This is a genomic window from Sphingosinicella sp. (genome assembly GCF_041916975.1).
GTDB lineage: Bacteria > Pseudomonadota > Alphaproteobacteria > Sphingomonadales > Sphingomonadaceae > Sphingosinicella.
The window spans coordinates 2,701,272-2,722,960 of the sequence record NZ_JAYRYK010000001.1; the positions used below are offsets into that span (position 1 = coordinate 2,701,272).

At 64.6% G+C, this 21,689-nt stretch carries 17 protein-coding genes; 12 read left to right on the forward strand and 5 right to left on the reverse strand.

Going from position 1 to position 21,689, the window contains the following annotated elements:
• Nucleotides 1-5: 5 nt before the first annotated feature.
• The 4 genes from ACE3TJ_RS12720 to ACE3TJ_RS12735 are packed head-to-tail and all read right to left on the reverse strand — an operon-like array spanning nt 6 to nt 4,988.
• Entirely contained in the window at nt 6-1,052 is a 1,047-nt protein-coding gene (locus tag ACE3TJ_RS12720; protein WP_374596677.1) for an NADP-dependent oxidoreductase, read from the reverse strand.
• Complete coding sequence (locus ACE3TJ_RS12725; protein ID WP_374596678.1) at nt 1,046-1,897, reverse strand: EthD domain-containing protein; 852 nt, start codon at nt 1,895-1,897, stop codon at nt 1,046-1,048. Before ACE3TJ_RS12725 ends, ACE3TJ_RS12720 begins: the two co-directional genes overlap by 7 nt.
• A gap of 22 nt (nt 1,898-1,919) precedes the next feature.
• Nucleotides 1,920-4,166 carry a TonB-dependent receptor gene (locus tag ACE3TJ_RS12730; RefSeq protein WP_374596680.1) on the reverse strand — a complete coding sequence of 749 codons (2,247 nt, stop codon included), beginning with the start codon at nt 4,164-4,166 and terminating at the stop codon, nt 1,920-1,922.
• A gap of 45 nt (nt 4,167-4,211) precedes the next feature.
• Complete coding sequence (locus ACE3TJ_RS12735; RefSeq protein ID WP_374596681.1) at nt 4,212-4,988, reverse strand: acetoacetate decarboxylase family protein; 777 nt, start codon at nt 4,986-4,988, stop codon at nt 4,212-4,214.
• Between the two features lie 247 nt (nt 4,989-5,235).
• Here ACE3TJ_RS12735 and ACE3TJ_RS12740 point away from each other — a divergent pair, with 247 nt between their 5' ends.
• The 12 genes from ACE3TJ_RS12740 to ACE3TJ_RS12795 all read left to right on the forward strand — a co-directional run bounded on the left by ACE3TJ_RS12740 (nt 5,236) and on the right by ACE3TJ_RS12795 (nt 19,832).
• Nucleotides 5,236-5,847, forward strand: coding sequence for a TetR/AcrR family transcriptional regulator (locus tag ACE3TJ_RS12740; RefSeq protein ID WP_374596683.1), 612 nt, complete (start codon nt 5,236-5,238; stop codon nt 5,845-5,847).
• Nucleotides 5,848-5,959: 112 nt separating this feature from the next.
• A complete protein-coding gene (locus tag ACE3TJ_RS12745; protein WP_374596685.1) occupies nt 5,960-6,985 on the forward strand; it encodes a VOC family protein in 1,026 nt (341 codons plus the stop codon).
• A 284-nt stretch (nt 6,986-7,269) separates the two neighbouring features.
• Complete coding sequence (locus tag ACE3TJ_RS12750) at nt 7,270-9,564, forward strand: TonB-dependent receptor (RefSeq protein WP_374596687.1); 2,295 nt, start codon at nt 7,270-7,272, stop codon at nt 9,562-9,564.
• A 44-nt stretch (nt 9,565-9,608) separates the two neighbouring features.
• Nucleotides 9,609-10,214, forward strand: coding sequence for a helix-turn-helix domain-containing protein (locus tag ACE3TJ_RS12755; protein WP_374596689.1), 606 nt, complete (start codon nt 9,609-9,611; stop codon nt 10,212-10,214).
• The gene (locus ACE3TJ_RS12760) at nt 10,211-10,528 is read left to right on the forward strand and encodes a cupin domain-containing protein (protein WP_374596691.1); all 318 of its coding nucleotides are present in this window, start codon (nt 10,211-10,213) and stop codon (nt 10,526-10,528) included. Before ACE3TJ_RS12755 ends, ACE3TJ_RS12760 begins: the two co-directional genes overlap by 4 nt.
• Nucleotides 10,529-10,560: 32 nt before the next feature.
• Nucleotides 10,561-12,627, forward strand: a complete 2,067-nt coding sequence (locus ACE3TJ_RS12765; protein ID WP_374596692.1) for a hydantoinase/oxoprolinase family protein — start codon at nt 10,561-10,563, stop codon at nt 12,625-12,627.
• 11 nt (nt 12,628-12,638) lie between these two features.
• A complete protein-coding gene (locus tag ACE3TJ_RS12770; RefSeq protein WP_374596693.1) occupies nt 12,639-14,312 on the forward strand; it encodes a hydantoinase B/oxoprolinase family protein in 1,674 nt (557 codons plus the stop codon).
• A gap of 16 nt (nt 14,313-14,328) precedes the next feature.
• Nucleotides 14,329-15,552, forward strand: a complete 1,224-nt coding sequence (locus ACE3TJ_RS12775) for an amidohydrolase family protein (RefSeq protein ID WP_374596695.1) — start codon at nt 14,329-14,331, stop codon at nt 15,550-15,552.
• The gene (locus ACE3TJ_RS12780) at nt 15,549-16,076 is read left to right on the forward strand and encodes a peptidylprolyl isomerase (protein WP_374596697.1); all 528 of its coding nucleotides are present in this window, start codon (nt 15,549-15,551) and stop codon (nt 16,074-16,076) included. Before ACE3TJ_RS12775 ends, ACE3TJ_RS12780 begins: the two co-directional genes overlap by 4 nt.
• Nucleotides 16,073-17,026 (forward strand): ornithine cyclodeaminase family protein, encoded by a 954-nt coding sequence (locus tag ACE3TJ_RS12785; protein WP_374596699.1) that lies wholly within the window; start codon nt 16,073-16,075, stop codon nt 17,024-17,026. The genes ACE3TJ_RS12780 and ACE3TJ_RS12785 overlap by 4 nt, the downstream gene beginning before the upstream one ends.
• Nucleotides 17,023-18,300 carry an NAD(P)/FAD-dependent oxidoreductase gene (locus ACE3TJ_RS12790; protein ID WP_374596700.1) on the forward strand — a complete coding sequence of 426 codons (1,278 nt, stop codon included), beginning with the start codon at nt 17,023-17,025 and terminating at the stop codon, nt 18,298-18,300. Before ACE3TJ_RS12785 ends, ACE3TJ_RS12790 begins: the two co-directional genes overlap by 4 nt.
• Before the next feature lie 17 nt (nt 18,301-18,317).
• Nucleotides 18,318-19,832 carry an aldehyde dehydrogenase family protein gene (locus ACE3TJ_RS12795; protein ID WP_374596701.1) on the forward strand — a complete coding sequence of 505 codons (1,515 nt, stop codon included), beginning with the start codon at nt 18,318-18,320 and terminating at the stop codon, nt 19,830-19,832.
• Nucleotides 19,833-19,875: 43 nt separating this feature from the next.
• Here the strand turns inward: ACE3TJ_RS12795 and ACE3TJ_RS12800 are convergent, their stop codons facing one another.
• Entirely contained in the window at nt 19,876-21,675 is a 1,800-nt protein-coding gene (locus ACE3TJ_RS12800; protein WP_374596702.1) for an amidohydrolase family protein, read from the reverse strand.
• Nucleotides 21,676-21,689 lie beyond the last annotated feature (14 nt).

The window sequence follows — 21,689 nt, forward strand, 5'->3', positions numbered from 1 at the left end:
GACGGCTAGCCCGCGATCCGCACGAGCGGCTTGCCGGTGGCGGAACCGTCGAAGAGCGAACAGAGTGCCTCGGGGGCGCAGTCGAGGCCATCGTAGATCTGCTCCCTGAAGCGGATGCGCCCGTCTCGGCGCCACGCGGTCATATCCGTCACGAAGCGGTCGAAAGCATCGAGATACTCCATGAACGCGAAGCACTTGATGGTGAGGAAGCGATCGAGGACATATTCGAAGTTTTCGATGCGCGCCTTGCCGTCGCCGGTGTAGATGCTGATGAAGCCCGCGATCAGCATCAGGGCGTTTGTGTTCATCAGCGGCAGGCAGGCGGAGAAATGCTCGGGGCTCGCATTTTCGAGCAGCAGATCGATGCCGTCCGGGCAGGCGGCACGGAGTTCGGCCACGAAGCCCGGTGATTTGTAGTCGAGCGCGACGTCAACGCCGATCTCGTCCAGAAGCCAGCGAATCTTGTCCGCGCTGCCGGTGGAGGTGACGACGCGCATTCCGTTCAGCTTGGCGATCTGGCAGGCGACCGAGCCGACCGTACCTGCGCCGCTCGAAATGACGATCGTTTGACCCGCGTGCATCGTTGCGGCGCAGGTGAGCGCAAAATAGCCGGTCTGGCTCGCGATGCCGAGGAGGCCGAGATAATCCCGCGCCTCGACACCATCGCCGACACGCCGCTTAGCGATGGCGGTGTCGGACGAGAGATAGGGCGCGAACGGCTCCCCATCGGAGATGAAATGCGCCTGCCAGCCCGACATGCTCTCCACGATATCGCCGGGCGCGAAGTCCGCGCGGCGCGATGCAAGCACACGGCCGATACTCGGACCATTGAGCGGCCCGCCAATGGGCCACGGCTCCAGATCCTTCGCTTCCGCATCCATGCTGCGCCGCATGTAGGGGTCGACCGACATGTAGAGATTCTCGACAAGCACCTGCCCGTCGCCGGGCGGCGGCAGATCGATATCGACAACGCGGAAGTGCCCGGGGTGCGGCTGCCCCTCCGGCCGCGCGACCAGATGCACCTGACGCGTTCTGATCGCGCCTTCTACCATGAGAAGGGCAGCGGCTGTGTTGTGCTTGGCTGGAACGAAAACTCGTCGTGCACCACCCGCACCCGCACGGCGAGCGCGCGGAGGGGCTGGCCACCGAACAGTTCGGCCTCCTGCTTCGCGATTGCGTCCTGTGGTTCGGCGAAGAAGGCATTTGCCGATGCGACACTGTCGAACCACAGCTCGAACACCACATCGATATCGGCAAACGCCATGCCTTCGAGCGGCAACGGCTCGCGCAGTTTGTGGCTCACCACGAACTGGATCAGGTGACGGCCGAGCGCGGGATGTTCGTGTATCCGCCGGGCGTGCGCGCTCGCCGCGGCGTGGAAGGTGTCGTAGTCGATGCCTGCGGGGCGACGGCCGAGCAGGTAGACCTTCGTCTTCAGGTTCTCGACGAGGTCGGGATCGGCCTTGTAGAGCCGTTCCTCCTTGGCGATAATTACTTCCGCCGATCCGTCCTGCGCGATGAAGCGCGGCTCATCGGGCTGGATGAGCTCGGGATAGAGCGGATTGCCGAGCCAGTCTCCCACCTCCGAAAGGCTGTTCACCCACACTTCCGCCGCACCTTCGGCACGCTGCATGGGTGCGTAGCGTTCCGGAAACCGTACCGGATCGTCGGGATATTTATGCGTGCTGTTGTATTTGCGCATGAACTGCGAAAATGCGGTTACGTGCATGGCGTGCGGCGAATGATGCTTCTGCCAATAGAGGTGAAACGCGCGCGGCGACATGCCCGCGATCGGCACCGGAAATTCGAAGAACTTCACGATCCCGCCATGGGTTTTCCACGGCTCCGCCTCGACCCGCTCGGGATCGACCCACGGCCCCGGATTCTTGTAAGACATCAGAGCGCTCCGATCTTGCCGCCTAGAAGCGGAACGAAACCGACGCGCCGAACTCGCGCGGCCGGCCGAACTGGTTTTCGACGAGCCCGAAGAAGCCCGCGAGATCGAAGGCGAGCGTGCGATACTTCTTGTCGGCGAGATTGTTGGCGAAGACCGCGACCGTCACCGTTTCCGAAGGCAGCGTGTAGCTGAGCCGGGCGTTGGCGATCACATAGCCTTTTTCGCGAAGCACGGCCGCGTTGCTGAGGCCGAGCCAGTGCTTGCCGGTGTAGCTTCCGTTCACCTGCGCGGCGAGCGTGCCGTCCGCCACGGTCCATTCCTGCCGGATGAGGCCGGTGAGGTGGGCGGACGGCGCATAGGCGACTTCGCGGTCAAGAATCACGCCGCCGACGTTCACATCCTCGACCTTCGTATCGAGAAGCGCTGCGCCGAAGACGATGTCCATACCCTGCAGCGGGTTCAGGAACAGCTCGGCATCAAGGCCGTACATCCGCGCATCGTTGTTGGTGATGATCTGCGTGATACCGGAGAGATTGAGCGCCTGATAATTATCGTATTTATAGTAGAAGGCTGCGACGTTGAAACGCCCGATGCCGTTCCCGAACGTCGATTTCAGTCCGAGTTCGAACGCATTCAGTGTCTCGTCCTCGAACTTGAAGGCGGCATTGGCCGTGGGCGCCGGATCGAAGGTTACAGGATCGACGAACAGCGGCGATCCGGAAGGGTCGACGGGCGCATTGTAGCCGAAGCCCTTCACGCCGCGGTTGTACGACGCATAGACGAGCATGTCGTCATTCGGCTTGAAATTGATCTGCGCGCGCGCCGCGTAGATCGACTGGGCATCTTTGCCGGCGAAATCGACAAGGTTCGGCGATCCGCTGGCGCCGAACGGGATCTTGTCCGGCACGCCATCGATCAGGAAGAAGTTCTCGTAAACCTGAGATTTCTTGTCTCGAATCCAGCGGAGACCGCCGGTGATCGTAACCGTGTCGGAGAGATCATATTCGACCTGACCGAACACCGAATAAGAATCGGTGTCGACGGCGTAAAGTGCGAGTTGTTCGTCGACGCCGTAGCCAAGGTCGGTGATGAGGCCGCGCTGATCGAAATCGCCGCGCAGGCGGAGATAGAAGCCGCCGATGGTCCAGCGCAGCGCTCCCGTGTTTTCGCTGAGACGCAGCTCCTGCGAGAATTGCGACTGTTTTCCTGCGCCGACGAAATGGAAGAATTCGCCGGGCTGAACGTCTGAATCCTCGCGGAGAAGGACGTCGATCTTGGAGTAGTCGGTGATGCTGTGCAGCGTCACGTCGCCGAGTTCCCACGCCAGCGTTCCGCTGACACCCCAGCTCTTCGCGCGGCTGGCGCTCACGTCGTCGATGGAGACGGTGAAGGGGTCGTTATCAGGTTCGGCAAAACCGAACAGATCGACCGCGCCGGGCGACAGGTCGTACTCGCCGCTGCCGCCGAACCCGGTCGGCGTGGCGACGCGGTGATCATAGGGCGTGCCGGTGTTCCGGCGCTTGCCGCCGCGCACGTTGAGAAGGACGCTGAGCTCGTCAGTCGGCTTCAGAAGAAGCTGCACGCGGCCGCCATACTCCTTGCGGTTCCAGAGATCGCTTCCCGTGCGGTTTTCGGCGATGTCGTCGTGGAAATCTCCGATTGCCGAGGCGCGCAGCGCGACCTTGTCTGAAAGCGGCAGGTTGATCGCGCCTTCGATCTTGAAACGATCGTAGGAGCCGTAACCCGCCTCCAGATAGCCGCCGAGTTCATCGGACGGACGCGCGGTGACGAAGTGGACGAGGCCGCCCGTGGCGTTCCGCCCGAACAGCGTGCCCTGCGGGCCGCGCAGCACCTCGACACGCTCGATATCGAACAGCTGGAACTGCGCGCCGGTCTGGTTGGCCTGATAGACATCGTCCACATAAAGCGCGACCGGGGCTTCCTGGCTGAAGCCGAAATCGGTCTGCGTGACGCCGCGTATCGAATAGCTGGAGGTTGCGCCGCTGTTGCTTTGCGGGTTCTGCAGGCCCGGTGTGATCTGGATGATCTGCGTGGAATCCGAAATGCCGACCGTTTTCAGCTGTTCACCGGTGAAGGCGGACACCGAAACGCCGACATCCTGAACGCTCAGCCGATTGCGTGTCGCAGTCACGACGATTTCGTCGGTCAGCGACGAGCGGCCGCTGTCGGTCGCCGTATCCTGCGCGGCTGCAGGCGCCGCTGCCGCGCAAAGCGCGAGCAGGCTGGCGTGCATGAAAAGCTGCTTCACCCCTTTGTCTCCCTCCCGAAAAGCGGCTCCCACCGCACCCCTTTGTTATTGCCAGCTGAAATCCGACGCCGTGTAGGTCTTGAGCACTTTCCCGTAGGGCAGGTCCGCCGTGAACCGCGCGTAGACGCCGCCATGAACGGCGCGGATGGGAAGATTGACGTCGGACGGCACCGCCATCTCGATCGTGGCCGGTCCGGTGAAAACCTCGGCCTTGCCGTCCACGCCCACATAAGGCTCGGCCTTGAACGTCACCGACGTGAGCTGTGCGAGCGCCGGGGCCACGCCGCCTGCGACATCGGGAATGATCTTGAGGCAGATGAGCGGGATCGGCGCCAGGATTTCGGCGCCCGCATTGGCCTGCGGCTTCACCACGGCGCGCAGCGCGCGATCGTCGGCGCGAATGTCCATGATCGCTTCGACATCGCCGTTGTCGTGCTTACGGATTTCGAAGCGCTGGCAGCGCTTCTTGCCGAAGCCCCAGATTTCGCGGCCCAGGATCTGGCTGTTCTCGCCGGTCACATAAACGCCAGGGACATAGGCGTGAGGCTCGCCGTTCCACAGGCACATGATGCCGAGATAAACCTCGCCGTAGCCGCCGATCGTCGTCCAGTGGTTCTGCTCCATCACCATGAAGGCAATGGCTGGCTCCATCAGTTCCAGCTCGGACGGAAGGAGCGCAAGCGCCGCAGCCTCATCGGGCTCGAACTGCAGCATGACCATTTCGGTGTCGCGGTAATAATAGGGCGGACGATGCGCGAGGGCATTGTGCGCGGGCATCAGTGCGCCCCAATCCGCCGGCTTCAGTTTTCCGTGCTTGCCCATTCGCTATCCTCCCTTGCCGCAGGCGTCCCTACACGAGTCGCCTCGAGTTGATGATAATTTTAGGCCAATGAAATGTTTTGTGTCAACATTCGTTGATCGGGCTGTTAAGATGTGCTGAAATCGTCTAGATTTTCTGCGAAAAACGAGGATAAGATTTTTTAGGCCGACCTTCCGATCGAGACCGAGTTTTGGAAAAGGGGGAGGGCAATGGAATGGAATCGACAGCAAGCCGATGAAACGTGACAGTGTGAGCAAAGCCCCCCAGGACAAGACGCCCGCGAGAGCGAAAGGGCGCGAACGGCGGCGGCAGATCATCGATGCCGCCAAACGGCGCCTGCTGGTGCAGGGCGTTGATGGCCTCGTGCTGCGCGACATCGCCGAAGAGCTCGGCATCACGCACGGAAATCTGCAGTATTATTTCGCGACCAAAGCCAGCCTCATCGAAGCGATTTTCGATGAGGAGATTGTCAAATACACGGATACGATGAAAACCGCGCTCGGCGCGACCTCGACTCAGAAAGGGCGGCTTGCGGCCCTTCTCGACTCGAGTCTCGATCTCTTGTCCATCGAGGATGTGCGGCTGTGGCACATCCTGTTCGGCATCGCACACCAGAGTCCTGAACTCGCCGCGATCCTGAAACGCGAGAACGAACGCTACGAAACGACGCTTGCTGAAGAGTTCGGCCGAATCTTTCCGGACATGACCGCGGAGCGCCGCGCACACGTTTCGAAAATCATCCGGATGCTGATCGACGGGCTCGGTATCACCGTGATCTACGAGGCCGCCGACAGCGCGGGCATGACCGCGATAAAAAGCGAAATCAAGGTTGTTCTCAATACCTTGCTCAATCTGGAATAGGCGCTCTTTTCCGCGCGAAACCGTGGGCCGAAGTGGATTTTTCTCGTCATATTGACTTATTAGGCCATCGGCCTATTAATGCGCTCCGCAAATAGGGAGCGAGGAACGAGACATGGCTATTGCGAAGACCGCCGGTCGTGCGGCGAGAGTGGCGGCGGGCGATTGCACGCCGATTTTCGATCATATCGCGGTCTGGTCCGCCGATACCGAAGCCAGCGCGCGCTTCCTGACACAGGTGATGGGCTGGAAGCGCCACCCGACCGTCATCCGGGTGAGCGACGATGAAAAAACCACCGGCGGCATGATCGGCACGTTCTTCGACGCGCCGGGGCTGTGGATCGAGCTGATCGAGCCGACCACGCCCGGACCGGGGCAGGTCATCCTCGACGCGCTCGGCGACGGTGCGCTCGTCGAGATCAATTTCGATCTCGGCAACGAATACCAGAAGGCGCTGGATGCGTTGGCGGCGCGCGGCGTCGAGATGCTGAGCATGGACGGCTCACCGCTCAAGGACGGCGGCACCATCAACGAAGGCGTCTTCGACGGCCATGAAATCCTGAATCCCGGCCAGCGGATCGCTTATTACCCGACGTCTATGACCGGCGGAACCACGGTCGAATATTATGAAGTCCGATCGGACGACGCGGGGTCGCTGCTGCTCGAACGGGATCGTGTGTGGAAGGATGAGACCCGGGCGCCGGCGACACCCTGGATCGACCATGTGGCGATCGTGACCGACGATGCCGAAGCCGCCGCCGCCTTCTTCGTGAACTACATGGGTATGAAGCGCCATGCCGGAGGCTCGGGCGAAGGGGCCGCCAAAGTCGTCCTGCTCGATGCCAAAGGCGCGGACGAGAAACCGCTCTGGCTGCGGCTGGTCGAGCCTTTGCCGGGAAGCCGCGCGGCGGCCATCCTCGCGGCGCGGGGCTCGGGCCATGTTATGGAACTCGGCGTTGTCGTCGAAGACATTCCGGCGTTCGCGGCGCGGGCTGCGAAACTCGGCGTGACGCTGGTCGACGATCGGGGTGCGCCGCTTCCGGCCGGGACAATACCGGCAAGGGGAGCCTATTTCCGTGAGGAAGACAGCCGCGGCATTCCGGTTCGCCTCGTCCCGGCGTCCGCTTCGGCTCCTGCCTGAGCGGATCGTACTCCCCAACTCAGTACGTTTGAACGATGAGAATACGGCGTCCCTGCCGATCGCCCAGCGATCGGCAGGGACGCCGATCCGGCGCGTGGCCATTGCGCTCCGCCGTCATCCGTCTGATGCGGATTGCCCCAAACCCCCGACACCCATTTTCCCGCTTGTTCTCTCTCCCGGGCTAATTGCATATTTTTTATATACTCAAAATTTGAGTTGACGTAAATGTTTGATCCTGAGAAGTTGATTCCAACGGGAATGGGAATCATCAAGAGGGGGTCTCAATGAAGACATCAGTCGGGGTCGTGTACCGTGTGGCCGCTGCCGCCGTGCTTTGCGGAACGTCGCATGTGGCTATCGCGCAGGAACAAGAGACGCCTGCGGTCGAAGAGATCATCGTCACCGCGCGCCTGCGTTCGGAATCGCTGCAGGATGTGCCGGCGTCGATCTCCGTGTTCGGCGAGAAGGAGATCGAAAACGCCAAGATCGATCGTCCCGGCGATTTCGTCGCGCTGACGCCGAACGTCACCTTCAACACCGCGCAGGATGCGGGCACGACCTACCTCGTGGTGCGCGGCGTGACGCAGGTGCCGAACGGCGAAACGCCCGTCGCGGTTTCGGTTGACGGCGTGCTGCAAACGAGCGCGTTCCAGTTCAATCAGGAGCTGTTCGACATCCAGCAGATCGAGGTGCTGAAAGGTCCGCAGGGCGCGCTTTACGGGCGCAACGCGATTGCCGGCGCGATCAACATCACCACCAAGCCGGTGACCAATGAAGACGAAGGTCGCGTGGCCTTCGGTTACGGAAACGGCGATGCAACGCGCGCCGAGGCTTCGGTCTCCGGCCCGATCGTCAAGGACAAGCTGCTGTTCCGCGCCGGCATCTCGCACCGTCAGGCCGATGGCTGGATCACCAACACGTTTCTCGACAGGAAGGTCGACGATTTCCGCAATTTCACCGGCGATCTGAAGCTTCTGTTCAAGCCGAGCGACGTGCTGACCCTCGATCTGCGCGGGCACTATGGCCGCACGACCGGCGGCGCTGCCTATTTCGTGCGTTCGAGCAATGCCAGCGGCGGCACCGTCATCACCGACGCGCACGGCGTCGCGAACACCGTGATCGCGCCGACGAGCAACAATCTCGGCTACAACAAGCGCGTTCTCAAGAACGTCTCGCTCAAGGTCGATTACGAAACGGGCGCGGGGACATTGTCGTCGATCACGTCCTATGACGACGTGTCGATGCTGACGACATTCGACGGCTACGACTATTCGGACAACCAGAATTGCTTCGAGCTGACCGCGCCGCTCTCGACGCCCTATGCCTGCGCGACGCCGCAGATCACGTTCGGCGGACTCGGCGGCGGCACGCCGTTCTTCACGGCGGCGTTCAACACGACGTTCCAGGTGTACGGCCAGCAGAATTTCAGTCAGGAGCTTCGCTTCACGAGCCCGTCCGAACTGCCGTTCCGCTACATCGTCGGCGCCTATTTCCTGAAGCGCGAGCGCGATCTCATTACGGCGACGCAGGAAGACAAGGGCTTCGGGATCATTCCCAAGCTGGACTTCGATCCCGCGACGGCGAACCAGACCCGCGCCTATTTCGAAGAGAACAACGACGACAAGGCCTATGCGGCATTCGTTCAGGCGAATTACGACCTCACGGATACGCTCGAGCTCTCGGCCGCCATGCGCTACGACGCCGATCACCGCGAGCAGACGGACCCGCGGCCGGATGCCTACCGGCTGGACGGCCTCTGGCGGCCGATCACCGATCCGCGCACGCGCAAGGAAAAGTTCGATTCCTGGCAGCCGAAGTTCACGGTGAACTACCGGCCGCTCCAGACGCTTTCGTTCTACGTCAGCTACGCCAAGGGCTTCCGTTCGGGCGGCTTCAACGCGGCAGGCACGGAGTTTGACCCGTCGAGCGGCACGCGTGTCGCCGACGCGATCTTCCGCAAGGAAGTGTCGGAGAATTACGAGGCAGGCTTCAAGGCGCAGCCGCTCGGGCGGGCGCTGTCGATCAGTGGCGCGGTGTTCCGCACCGAGGCGGACGACCTGCAGGTCTTCAACTTCAACGGCGCCGTCAACGCGCAGATCGTGAACAACATCGACAAGGCCCGCATCACCGGCGCCGAGTTCGAGTTCCGCGCGCTGCTCCCGGCCGGCTTCGAGCTGATCGGCGGTGTCGGCTACATCGACTCCGAAATCCGCAAGTACGATGTGAGTCCCGCGACGGTCGGCAACCAGCTTCCCAACATCACCAAGTTCAAGAGCAACCTGTCGCTGCAATATTCGGCGGACATCGGCGACGGGCTCGGCCTTCTGGTGCGCGGCGACTGGGAGCACCGCGGCAAGACCTACTTCCACGAGGGTGGCACCGCGATCGGCGTGCCGGTCCGCGACGCGCTCGACCTCTTCAACGGCCAGATCCGCATCAGCCTCGACAGCGGCTGGAGCGCGTCCTTGTGGGGCAAGAACCTGTCGAACAAGAAATACTACGATAAGGTTGTCGTGCCCGATTATAACTTCCAGGCGCGGCCGCGCAGCTACGGTATCGACGTCATCAAGACGTTCTGAGCGGCCTTGGGGTGGAACAGGAACAGGTGGAAAGCCGGAAAACCATGGTGAAAGCAAGTGCCCCGGCGCCGACGAGCGATCCGATGATGTCGTTCGGCGAGCTTCTGCGGAACCGCCGCAAGAAGCTGCGCCTCACGCTCAACGAGGTGGCCATGCAATCCGGCCTGTCGGTGTCGTTCATATCGCTCGCCGAGCGCGGCAAGGCGACACCCTCGATCGTGTCGCTGTCGCGCATCGCGCAGGCGCTCGACGTCAACATCAGTTACTTTCTGGCACCGCCCCAAACCAACAACATCATGCATCGCGCCGCGGAGCCCGAATATTACCCGATCGATTCCCCGGTCACGTACATCCGGCTGAGCGCCGGACATACGAACCAGAAGATGGACAGCTTCATCTTCATCATCCCGCCGGGGCCGATCTTTCCGCGCGTCCACCGCGATGGCGAATCCTTCTATTATGTTCTGGAGGGCGAGCTGCATTTCGAGGTCGGCGAGGAAAGCTTCGATCTGGGTCCGGGGGACAATCTGCACTTCGATGCGCGGCACAGCTATTCGATGCAGAACCGCGGCGATGAACCGGTGAAGGTGCTGTGGGTCGGCACGCCCGTGCTGTTCCCGCCGAGCGAGGAACCGGAGCCTTCGGCGTGAAGGTCGTACCGGCGATCCTCGCCACCGAAGCGCTTCTGAATCTCGTGGATCACAAAAGTGCCCGGGGCAATGTGCGCTGCCAGACGCTCGTGTCGAGCTTCGCGGCCGGGCTTCGCGTGCCGGAGGACGGATTCAGCGTTCACGACGTGACCGAAATCTCGCTCATTCTTTCGGGTTCGTTCGATCTCGAAAGCGGCGGTGAAATTGCCCGGCTCAGCGAAGGCGATCTCGTCATGGTTCCGCCGGGAGAGCCGCACTTCTTCCATGTCCGTGCCGATACACGGATATTTACGCTCACCATCGGCGACGCCTGACGCGGCGCGCCTGAACGTTCGGGAGTACAGACATGCGCGTGGCCACCGATGTTGGAGGCACCTTCACGGATCTCGTCTGCTATGATGTGGACAAGGCAAGCGGGCGGGTGGTGGGTCTGCGGACCGCCAAGACCGACACGACCTATCCGCAGTTCGATCAGGGCGTGATGAACGCCGTCGCCAAGGCGGGGCTCGATCCGGCGCAGTTCGATTTCTTCGCGCATGGCACCACCGTGGTCATCAACGCGCTGTTGTCGCGTAAGGGTTCCAAAACCGCCCTGATCACCACGAAGGGCTTCCGCGACGTTCTGGAAATCGCGCGCGGCAACCGCCCCGATCTGTTCAATCTCGCCTTCAAGAAGCCGGAGCCATTCGTGCCGCGCTACCTGCGCCGCGAAGTCGATGAGCGCAGCAGCTATCTCGGCGATGTGATGACGCCGCTCGATCCTTCAGGGCTCGATCCCATTCTGGAGGATTTCCGCAAGGAGGGTGTCGAGGCGATCGCGCTTTGCTTCCTCCACGCCTATGTTTCGCCGGAAAACGAGATCATCGCCCGCGATTATATCCGTGCGCGCTGGCCGGAGGTTTCCGTGATCGCCTCGCACGAGATCTCGCGCGAATGGCGCGAGTATGAGCGTACGTCGACTGCGGTGCTCACCGCCTATGTACATCCCGCCGCCAAGCGCTATCTCGAAACGCTCGGCCGCAGTCTCGCGGCCGCCGGCTACCCGCATCAGCCCTATATCATGCAGTCGAACGGCGGCATCGATACGGTGGAAGGCGCAGTGCGCAATCCGATCGCAATGGTCGAATCCGGGCCCGCAAGCGGCGTCCTCGGCGCCGCCGCGCTTGGGCGCCTGCTAAGCGAAGACAAGATCATCGCGCTCGATATCGGCGGCACCACCGCCAAATGCTCGCTGATCGAAAACGCGAAGACGCGCATTACCACCGAGTACCGGATCGAATGGTCGCGCACCAATCCGGGCTATCCGATCCGCACGCCCGTCATCGAGATCGTCGAGATCGGCAATGGCGGCGGATCGATCGCGGGTATCGATCAGGGCGGGCGGCTCTATGTCGGCCCCGAGAGCGCGGGCGCCTCGCCGGGCCCCGCCGCCTACGGGCGCGGCGGCACGCGCCCGACGACGACCGACGCCAATCTCGTCACCGGTCGCATCAACCCCGCGAACTTCCTTGGCGGCGAGATCGAACCCGACATGGAGAATGTGAAGGCGGCCTTCGCCCCGCTCACCGAGAAGCTCGGCGGGGACATGGCGGCAGTGGCGCGCGGTATCATCCGCATCGCCAACGCCAATATGGTGAATGCGCTGAAGCTCGTGTCGCTCAACAAGGGCTACGATCCGCGCGAGTTCACGCTCGTTGCCTACGGCGGCGGCGGCGCCATGCACGCGGTGATGCTCGCCGAGGAGCTGCAGATTCCCAAGGTGATCATTCCGACGAATTCGTCGGTGTTCTCCGCGTGGGGCATGCTCATGACCGACATGCGGCGCGATTTCGTCCGTACGCAGGTAGTGCCGCTCGCGATCGAGAACAGCGCGCGCATTGAAAGCCTGTTCGTGGAAATGGCGGACGCCGCGAAGGCGAGCTTCGCGTCCGAAGCCGGGGCGGGCAAGCTGCCGCTGCGGCTCCAGCGCTTCGCCGACATGCGCTATCTCGGGCAGGAGCACAGCGTGAAGGTGGAACTGCCCGACGTCGCCTTCGATGCGTCGACGGTCGCTGCCGCGGCCGAACGCTTCCACACCACGCACGAGCGCGAATACACGTTCCGCCTCGATCTGCCGGTGGAGATCGTGAACTTCCACCTCGTCGCGCTCGGCGACGTGCCGAAGCACGAGCCCGAGAAACTCACCGCCACCGGCAAGGCGCCGGAGACGGCGATCGTCAGCCAGCGCACGGTCGATTTCGACGAGCACGGCATCCACGCGGCGCGCATCTACGATCGCGACCGGCTGGAACCGGGCATGGCGTTCACGGGACCCTGCATTGTCGAGGAAGCGGCGGCGACGCTCGTCGTCACCCCAGGCCGTCGCGTCGTCGTCGACGACTACGGCAACCTCCATGTCCATCTGAACGGCTGAAGGATCCTTCCATGAAAACCGATCCCTATACGCTCGAGATCATCAAGAACGCGCTCGTTGCGATCGGCGACGAGATGTTCCTGACGATGGCGCGGACCAGCATGAGCCCGATCATCTACGAGGCGCTCGATTTCTCGGTGGGCATCACCGACGCAAAGGGCGAGTTGATCGCGCAGGGGCAGGGCACCACCGTGCTCCTCGCGATGATCGACAGCTTCGTGCGCGATATCCTCGAAAAGTTCGGCGACGCGGGCATTCGCGAAGGCGACGTCTACATCGGCAACGATCCCTATCGGGGTGGCGGTACGCACCTTTCCGATTTCGGCATCGCGACGCCGATCTTCCACGACGGTACGCTTGTCGCCTTCGCGGTGAACAAGGCGCACTGGCTCGATGTCGGCGGCGCGGTGCCGGGCAGCTTCTCGACGAACGCCACAGAGATCTTCCAGGAAGGCATCCAGATGCCGATCTGCAAGATCATCGATGCGGGCACGCTGCGTCAGGATATTCTCGATATCATCATCGCCAACATCCGCGTGCCGCAGGAAAGCGTCGGCGACATGTGGGCGGGCGTCGCCGCGAACGGCGTTGCCGAACGCCGCGTGCGCGAGCTGTTCGACAAGTACGGCCATGATGCAGTGTTGGCCGCGAAGGACGAGCTGCTCGACTACGGCGAGGCGATGGTGAAGCACGAGCTTGCCAGCCTGCCCAAGGGCGAGTTCTTCGCCGAGGACCTGATCGACGACGACGGCCGCAGCGACACGCCGCTGAAAGTGATGGTGAAGGTGACCATCACCGACGACAAGTTCATCGCCGACTTTTCGGGAAGCGCGCCGCAGACGCTCGGGCCGATCAACAATTCGCGTACCGGGCTCACCTCTGCGGTGCGTCTGATCTTCAAGGCGATCACCAATCCGCAGGTGCCTGCGAACAGCGGCTCGTTCCGCCCGATCGAGATCATCTGTCCGGACAAGACAGTGTTCACGGCGGAGCGGCCCGCGCCGGTTTCGACCTATTGGGAAACGCTGATGTACGGCGTCGATCTCATCTGGCGCGCGCTGGCGCCGCACGTGCCGGACCGGCTCGGCGCGGGGCACATGCTGTCGGTCTGCTCGGTCGTTTTCGCGGGTACTCATGCCGACAGCGGCAAGAACACGATCCTCGTGCAGCCGCTCGTCGGCGGCTGGGGCGGCGGCACGGGCAAGGACGGCGAATCCGGACAGTTCGCGGCGGCCGACGGCGAGACCTACAACGTGCCCATCGAGATCACCGAGGCGCGCTACGGCGTCCATGTCGATCAATACGCCTTCCATAACGAAGACGGCGGCCACGGCGAATTCCGCGGCGGCAAGGGCGTCGTGCTCGATTATCGCATGCGCACCGACGACTTCACGGTCACCGGCAGCTTCGGGCGCTTCAAGTACCCGGCGTGGGGCATGGCCGGGGGGCGGGACGGATCGCCCAACCACCTCGACATCATCCGCGCCGACGGCACGCGCGAGGTGCATGGCAAGGTGACCGGGGCGAAGCTGGCCAAGGGCGATGTCGTGCGCATGGTGACGGCGACCGGCGGCGGCTGGGGCGATCCGATGGCGCGCCCCAAGGCGGCGGTCGCCGAAGACCTGCGCAACGGCTTCCTCACCGAGGAGCAGGCAGAGCGCTACTATGGCGGCCTGCCGGGCTGAACGGAACGGACGCATCGTGACCATCATCCTCAACAACTGCGCCGTCTTCGACGGTGTGGGGGATACGCTCCTGCCCGGGCGCAGCCTCGTGATCCGCGCCGGACGCATCGCGGAGATCCACGAGCAGCCCCAAGCCAGCGATGCCGCGCGCGTGATTGATGTGGGCGGCCGCACCGTGATGCCCGGGCTGATCGACGCGCATTTCCACGCCTATGCGGCGGAGGTGAATCTCGGCACGCTCGACCGCATGCGCCCGGGGCTGCGCGCGCTTTATGCGCGGCGTGCGCTCGAAGAGGCGCTGCAGCGCGGCTTCACCTCGGTTCGCGATGCGGCGGGCGGGGATATCACGCTCGCCATGGGCATCGAACGCGGGCTCATCCGAGGCCCGCGCTTCTTCTACTCCGGCCTCGCGCTCAGCCAGACGGGCGGGCACGGCGACATGCGCGGTTCGGGGATCGAATGCGGCTGCGCCTATTGCGGCTCGCTGACCCTCCTCGCGGACGGTGTCGATGAAGTGCGAAAGGCCGCGCGCGAGCAGCTCCGCCTCGGCGCGACGCAGGTGAAGCTGTTCCTCTCCGGCGGTGTTTCCTCGCCGTCCGATCCCTACTGGATGGCCCAGTATTGCGACGAGGAGATCGCCGCCGCCGTGCACGAGGCGGCGACGCGGCGCACCTATGTGATGGCGCACGCCCACACAGCGGATGCGGTGATGCGCTGCATCCGCTCCGGCGTGCGGTCGATCGAGCACGCGACGATGCTGGACAAGGAAACCGCGCAGGCTGTGGCGCGCGCGGAGGATGTCTATGCGGTGCCGACCTTGGTGACATTGCGCAAGCTGATCGATGAGGGCGCGGGCCTCGGCCTCTCCCCGGTCAGCCTCGCGAAGACCGTGGAGGTGGAGAAGCACGCGCTGCATTCGCTCGATCTGCTGCAGGCAAGCGGCGCGCGTATTGGCTTCGGCTCCGACCTGCTCGGGCCACTTATGGCGCATCAGTCGGAGGAGTTCCTGCTGCGGCGCGAGGTGATGCGCGCGGCGGACATCCTGCGCTCGGCGACCTCGGTGAACGCCGCGCTGATCAACAAGGCGGATGAACTCGGCGCGATCCGGCCGGGCTATCTGGCCGATCTTCTGGTGGTGGATGGCGATCCGCTGGCGGACATCGGCATCCTCACGCGGCCCGAAGCGCTCGTGATGGTGATGAAGGACGGCGCGGTGCACAAGAATGCGCTCCCCGCGTGAACGAAGCCGCCGATCGCCGGGTTCTGATCAGCACGCCGCTTGGCGATATGCGCGTCCATGTCGACGTGGCGCGCGCGCCCGAGACCGCCGACTATTTCCTGCGCGACGTTGCCGCCGGCCTTTTCGACGGCACGAGCTTCTACCGCATCGCGACCGATGCCAATCAGGACGACGATCAGCCGGTGACGATCGAGGTGGTGCAGGGCGGTCTGCGGCAACCGGAGACGGCGCCCGCCGCCAGCCTGCGGCACGAGTCCACTGCGGAAACCGGCCTTCGCCACGAACGCGGCACGATTTCCCTCGCGCGGTTCGCGCCGGGCGCGGTCTACCACAGCTTCTTCATCTGCCGGCGCGACGAGCCTTCGCTCGACCACGGCGGCACGCGGCAACCTGATGGGCAGGGCTTTCCCGCCTTCGGACGGCTCGAGGAGGGGTTCGACGTGCTTGACAGGCTCTTCGAAGCCGCCGAAGCGCGGGAACTGCTTTCGACCGAAATCCCGATCTTGCGGATCCGCCTGCTGTGAGTTCGATACCCTATCTCGATGCCGCGACCGTGAATCGGCTTCTGGCCTGGCCCGCGCTCATCGATGCCCTGCGCGCGGCGTTCATCGCGCCGCCGATCGCGCCTCCGCGCACGGCGATTAGCTACGGCGAGCATGGCGACCGGCATTTCCTGGTGATGCCTGCCGTCAATCCCGAAGGTCTCATCGGCGTCAAGCTGGTGAGCGTGCATCCGGCGCTCGCCGCGCGTCCGGGTGGAGCGGTGCGGGGGCTCTATGTCGCGCTCGACGCGGCGACGGGCGAACCGCGCGCGCTGATCGACGGCCCCGCGCTCACCGAGCGGCGCACGGCGGCCGCCTCGGTTCTCGCCGCACGGACGCTCGCGCGGGCGCTGGTGGAGCCGGCAGCATCGGTTCTGCTGGTGGCGGGGACCGGGCAGGTCGCGCACGCGCTTTGCCGCTGCTACGCCGAGGTCGTTCGCCCGCAGCGCATCATGGTCTGGGGCCGGCGTAGCGAAGCGGCGGAAGCGCTGGCCGCGCGCCTCGCGGCGGAAGGGATTTCCGCAGAGCCTGTGCGGGACCTCGGCGAGGCCGTGCGCGCGGCGGACATCGTCAGCGTCGCGACCCTGTCCACCGCGCCGCTGATCCGCGGTGCCGATGTTCGCCCCGGCACGCACATCGACCTCGTCGGCGGCTTCACGCCGTCGATGCGCGAGGCGGACGATGCGCTCGCCGCGCGCGCCGTCATCGTCGCTGATGGACCGGGCGCGCTGGAAACCGCGGGCGATCTCACCCAGCCCATCGCGGCGGGCCTCGTGGACCGGGCCACGGTGAAACTGCTCGACGACATCCTCGCCGGACGCGCCGAAGGCCGGCGAAACGACGACGAGATAACGCTCTTCAAATCCGTCGGCCTCGCGCTCGAAGACCTTGCCGCCGCCGAACTGCTGCTGGCGCGATGGCGGGCCCCATGACCGTGGACCGCGATCCGCTGTCGCACGGTCTTTGGGCGGCAAGCGCCCCGCCCGCGCCGAAAACCGTGCCGCTCATCGGCGATACGCGCGCCGACATCGCCATCGTCGGCGCGGGATACACGGGGCTATCGGCGGCGCTGCATCTTGCCGAAGCCGGTGCCAGCGTCGTCGTTCTTGAAGCCGCCAGCATCGGATACGGCGGTTCGGGGCGCAACGTCGGTCTCGTCAACGCCGGCCTGTGGTTGCCGCCCGACGAGGTCGTGCGCCGGATGGGCGCGGATCACGGTGAGCGCCTGATCGGTGCGCTCGGTGAAGGCCCCAGCCTCGTCTTCGAGCGCATCGGCCGGCACGGCATCGCGTGCGAGCCGGTTCGCACCGGCACGCTCCACTGCGCCGTGGGGCGCGGCGGCGAACGTGATCTCGAACGCCGCCATGCGCAGTGGGCCGCGCGCGGCGCGCCGGTGCGGCTGCTGCGCGGGGAGGAAGCCTGTGCCGCGATCGGCAGCGACGCCTACGGCGCGGCGCTGCTGGATGCGCGGGCCGGAACCATCCAGCCGCTGGCCTACGCACGCGGGCTCGCGGCGGCGGCGATCGCGGCGGGCGCAGTGATCCATGAAGCGAGCCCCGTCACGGCCTGCGCCAAACGGGGCCCGCACATGCGCCTCGCAACCGCATCGGGCACCGTGACCGCCGAACATGTGATCTGCGCCACCAACGCCTATACGGGCGGCCTGTGGAGCGAGGTGCGCACCGAGCTAGCCGGCCTCCCTTATTTCAATCTGGCCACGGCGCCGCTTTCCGAAGACGCACTCGGCAGCATCCTTCCCCGAAAGCAGGGCGCATGGGATACGCGGCAGATCCTCAGTTCCTTCCGGCTGGATGCCGCCGGGCGCCTCGTCGTCGGCAGCGTCGGTGCGCTGCGCGGTGCGGCGAAGGCCGCGCACCGAAACTGGGCGCGGCGTACGCTCGCGCGGATCTTACCGCAGCTTGGGGCCATCGATTTCGAATATGAATGGTACGGCACGATCGGCATGACCACCGATGCGCTGCCCCGTTTCCACAGGATGGGGCGCGTGCTCGGCATTTCGGGCTACAACGGGCGCGGCATTGCGCCCGGCACGGTGTTCGGCAGGGCGCTTGCGCGGTATCTGCTGCACGGCGAAGCGCCGCCCTTGCCGGAAACGCCGTTCGCGCGCATGCCGCTGCGCCGCGTGCGCGAGCAGGTTTACGAACACGGCGCGGGCATCGCGCACGCGCTCGGCGAGCGATTTTGAACACGGAGAAGGGTGCAATGGCTTCCAACGGTTTGGACCTCACGACAGAAATCGCCGATCTTCTCTCGGCATTGGGCGTAGTCATCGCCGAGGGTCCGCTTCGCGTGCACTCACCGATCTCCGGTGAGGAGGTCGCCGCTGTCGCCGTTCACGACGCGAAGGCCGTGGAGGCCACGGTCGGCGCCGCGCATGCTGCCTTCCTGCTCTGGCGCGATGTTCCGGCGCCGCGCCGGGGCGAACTCGTCCGTCTGCTCGGCGAGGAGCTTCGCGTTCACAAGGCGGCACTCGGCCGGCTGGTCTCGATCGAGGTCGGCAAGAGCGTGTCGGAAGGTCTCGGCGAAGTGCAGGAGATGATCGACATCTGCGACTTCGCCGTCGGCCTTTCGCGTCAGCTCTACGGCCTCACCATCGCGACCGAGCGTCCCGATCACCGGATGATGGAAACCTGGCATCCGATCGGCGTTACCGGGATCATCTCCGCGTTCAATTTCCCCGTCGCGGTGTGGGCGTGGAACGCCGCGCTCGCGCTGGTGTGCGGCAACGCCATTGTCTGGAAGCCGTCCGAAAAGGCGCCCATCTCGGCGCTCGCGGTTCAGGCCTTGCTGGACCGCGTCCTCGTCCGCTCGGGCGCCCCCGAAGGCCTTGCCGGGCTCGTGATCGGCGGGCGGGAGGTTGGGGAGGCTTTGGTCGACGATCCGCGCGTCCCGCTCGTCTCGGCGACGGGGTCAACCGAAATGGGCCGCAAGGTCGGCCAGCGCCTCGCCGGCCGCTTCGGCCGCGCCATTCTGGAGCTGGGCGGCAACAACGCCGCGATCGTCACGCCGAGCGCCGATCTCGATCTCGCGCTGCGCGGCGTCGCCTTCGCGGCGATGGGCACGGCGGGCCAGCGATGCACGACGCTGCGCCGGTTGTTCGTGCACGAGACGATCTACGATGGCTTCGTCGCCGGGCTGAAATCCGTCTACGCCTCGGTCAGCGTCGGCAATCCCCTCGTCGAATCCAATCTGGTCGGGCCGCTCATCGATCGCCGGGCGCTGGAGTCCATGCGCCATGCGCTTGAAACGGCCGCCGCAGCGGGCGGCATCGTGACGGGCGGCGCGCGTGTCGAGATCGGCGGCTGGCCAGATGCCGCCTATGTGCGCCCGGCGATTGTGGAAATGGCCTCTCAGGATGGTCCGGTATTGCAGGAGACTTTCGCGCCGATCCTCTATGTGATGCGCTACACGCATCTTGGCGAGGCGATTGCGCTCAACAATGCCGTCAGTCAGGGCCTGTCCTCTTCGATCTTCACCACCGACATGCGGGAGGCCGAGCGCTTCCTTTCTGCGCGCGGATCCGATTGCGGAATCGCCAACGTCAATATCGGAACGTCGGGCGCGGAGATCGGCGGGGCGTTCGGCGGCGAGAAGGAAACCGGAGGCGGCCGTGAATCGGGTTCGGATTCATGGAAGGCCTATATGCGCCGGGCCACCAACACGATCAACTACGGCACCAGCCTGCCGCTGGCGCAGGGCGTGACATTCGAGGTGTGACGTTCAAGGGTGATTCGGATCGGATGGGTGAAGGCGAATGGGCCTAATAGAAGGCCATATTATCAAGCTGCATCGACACGCTATGCCCACCGGGCCGCGTCGTGCTGATCTCCACCTGGAATATCGCGTCGGCATCCCAGGCGCGCGCCGTTACATGGCGGCCAGCCTCGGGTTTCAATCGCGAGAAGGGAAGATCGACGGTCTGCCAATCGACACTGCCCTCGACGGTCGCGGCCCAGCTCGAACCGGGTCCATTTAGCCGCACCGTGAACGGCCCCTCGCCATTCAGATCGAAACGCACCCCGCGATAGCCGCTGAGATCGGCGGGCACGACGGAGCCGCGCGACAGGGGAAAGATCACACCGACAAATGCGTCGTCTTTCGCAGACATGCGGCCTGCAAGCTGCAGGATGTGGCCCTTCGCGCTGTGCGGCACGATCTGCGTGATGAGAGATGAGCGATCAACGCCGCCGTCGAAGGTGTCGAGGCGCACGGTATCGAGTGCGGTGCGGCCATCGGGGCGCTCGAAATCGTCGATCAGCGGCTGCACGAGAACGGCGGGCAGATGCGTGTCGGCATTTTTCTGCAAAACGCCGGGCGCGCCCTCGCCGAAGATCAGGCGCCCGTCGATAAGCACCCTGTTCACGCGGTAAATATCGGTGATCCGCTGCCACGGCTTCCCATCCACCACCAGAAGATCCGCGCGCTGCCCCGGCGCGATGGCGCCGCGGTCATGATCGAGCTTCACCAGCCGCGCGCTCGCTGATGTTGCCGCGACAAGCGCTTCGGATGCAGAGAGCCCGGCCCGGACGAGCAGTTCCAGCTCGCGCTGCGTCGATACGCCGTGGCGGATGTTGGTCATGCCGGAGTCGGTCGCGACGCCAATGGGGATGCCTGCGGCGTGCATCTTGCGAACATTGTGCGATGCCGTCTCGAACTTGCGCGCGAATTGGCGAGTCTGCTTTTCGTCGAACGGCGCGTCGGGAGCGTATTTCCCCGGCTCGTATACTGCGAGCGTCGGCGCGAGGCCTGTGGCGTGCCCCGAAATCTGCGCGATGGCCGCGCGGTCGATCGGCCGGTCCTGCAGCGCATGGGCGATGACATCGACATCCGCCCGCGCCGCGGCGAGGCCACGGTCCACGGTCACCGTGTGCGTCAGCACAGGCCAGCCCGCGTCGTGCGCGGCCGCGACAAGACTGTGCAGGGTCTTTTCGTCCATGCTGCTGTTGTCGGGGAACAGATCGTAGCGCCAGCCGTCGGTGAAGATCTTGATCGCATCGGGCTTGTAGGGCTTCAGCCTGTCCACGGCCGCGCGTGCAGCCTGCGGGCGATTGATCCAGATCGTCGTGTTCTGATCGCCCCACGCGGCGCCGTGCCCACCGGGCGTGCTGATCCGCGCAACAAACTGGACATGCGGCGCGACGAGTGCGGCAAGCCATTTCCGGCGCGGTTCGAAGCTTTCCGGCTGCTGGTGAAAATCGAAAACTGTCGTGACCCCCGCGGCGACATACGCAGCGGCGATCTGCGGTGTCGTGGCGGGCTCTCCCTCCGGCGTCCAATGCGTGTGGAGATCGAACAGTCCCGGCAGAATGGCTTTTCCGCGGGCATCGATGATCGTTGCCCCTTTCGGCACCGCGAGGTGCGGGCCGACCGCGCGGATCCGGTCCCCCGCCACAATCACCGTTGCCTGTCGCGCCGGCGCGCCCGTGCCGTCGAACACCGTTCCGCCGACAAGCGCCAGGAGGGTGCCCTCGTCTGCCAGGGAGGGTTGACCGGCAAGCAGCAGCACGGCGGTTGTGAACAATCCGCGCAGCTGCAACCTGCCGATCAACTGGCTTCGCATCAGCGAAATCCCAT

Coding starts and splice junctions, on each gene's coding strand:
- ACE3TJ_RS12745 (WP_374596685.1), top strand. CDS start 5,960: ATGGCTATTGCGAAGACCGCCGGTCGTGCGGCGAGAGTGGCGGCGGGC.
- ACE3TJ_RS12790 (WP_374596700.1), top strand. CDS start 17,023: ATGACCGTGGACCGCGATCCGCTGTCGCACGGTCTTTGGGCGGCAAGC.
- ACE3TJ_RS12750 (WP_374596687.1), top strand. CDS start 7,270: ATGAAGACATCAGTCGGGGTCGTGTACCGTGTGGCCGCTGCCGCCGTG.
- ACE3TJ_RS12720 (WP_374596677.1), bottom strand. CDS start 1,052: ATGGTAGAAGGCGCGATCAGAACGCGTCAGGTGCATCTGGTCGCGCGG.
- ACE3TJ_RS12800 (WP_374596702.1), bottom strand. CDS start 21,675: ATGCGAAGCCAGTTGATCGGCAGGTTGCAGCTGCGCGGATTGTTCACA.
- ACE3TJ_RS12725 (WP_374596678.1), bottom strand. CDS start 1,897: ATGTCTTACAAGAATCCGGGGCCGTGGGTCGATCCCGAGCGGGTCGAG.
- ACE3TJ_RS12770 (WP_374596693.1), top strand. CDS start 12,639: ATGAAAACCGATCCCTATACGCTCGAGATCATCAAGAACGCGCTCGTT.
- ACE3TJ_RS12755 (WP_374596689.1), top strand. CDS start 9,609: ATGGTGAAAGCAAGTGCCCCGGCGCCGACGAGCGATCCGATGATGTCG.
- ACE3TJ_RS12795 (WP_374596701.1), top strand. CDS start 18,318: ATGGCTTCCAACGGTTTGGACCTCACGACAGAAATCGCCGATCTTCTC.
- ACE3TJ_RS12765 (WP_374596692.1), top strand. CDS start 10,561: ATGCGCGTGGCCACCGATGTTGGAGGCACCTTCACGGATCTCGTCTGC.
- ACE3TJ_RS12735 (WP_374596681.1), bottom strand. CDS start 4,988: ATGGGCAAGCACGGAAAACTGAAGCCGGCGGATTGGGGCGCACTGATG.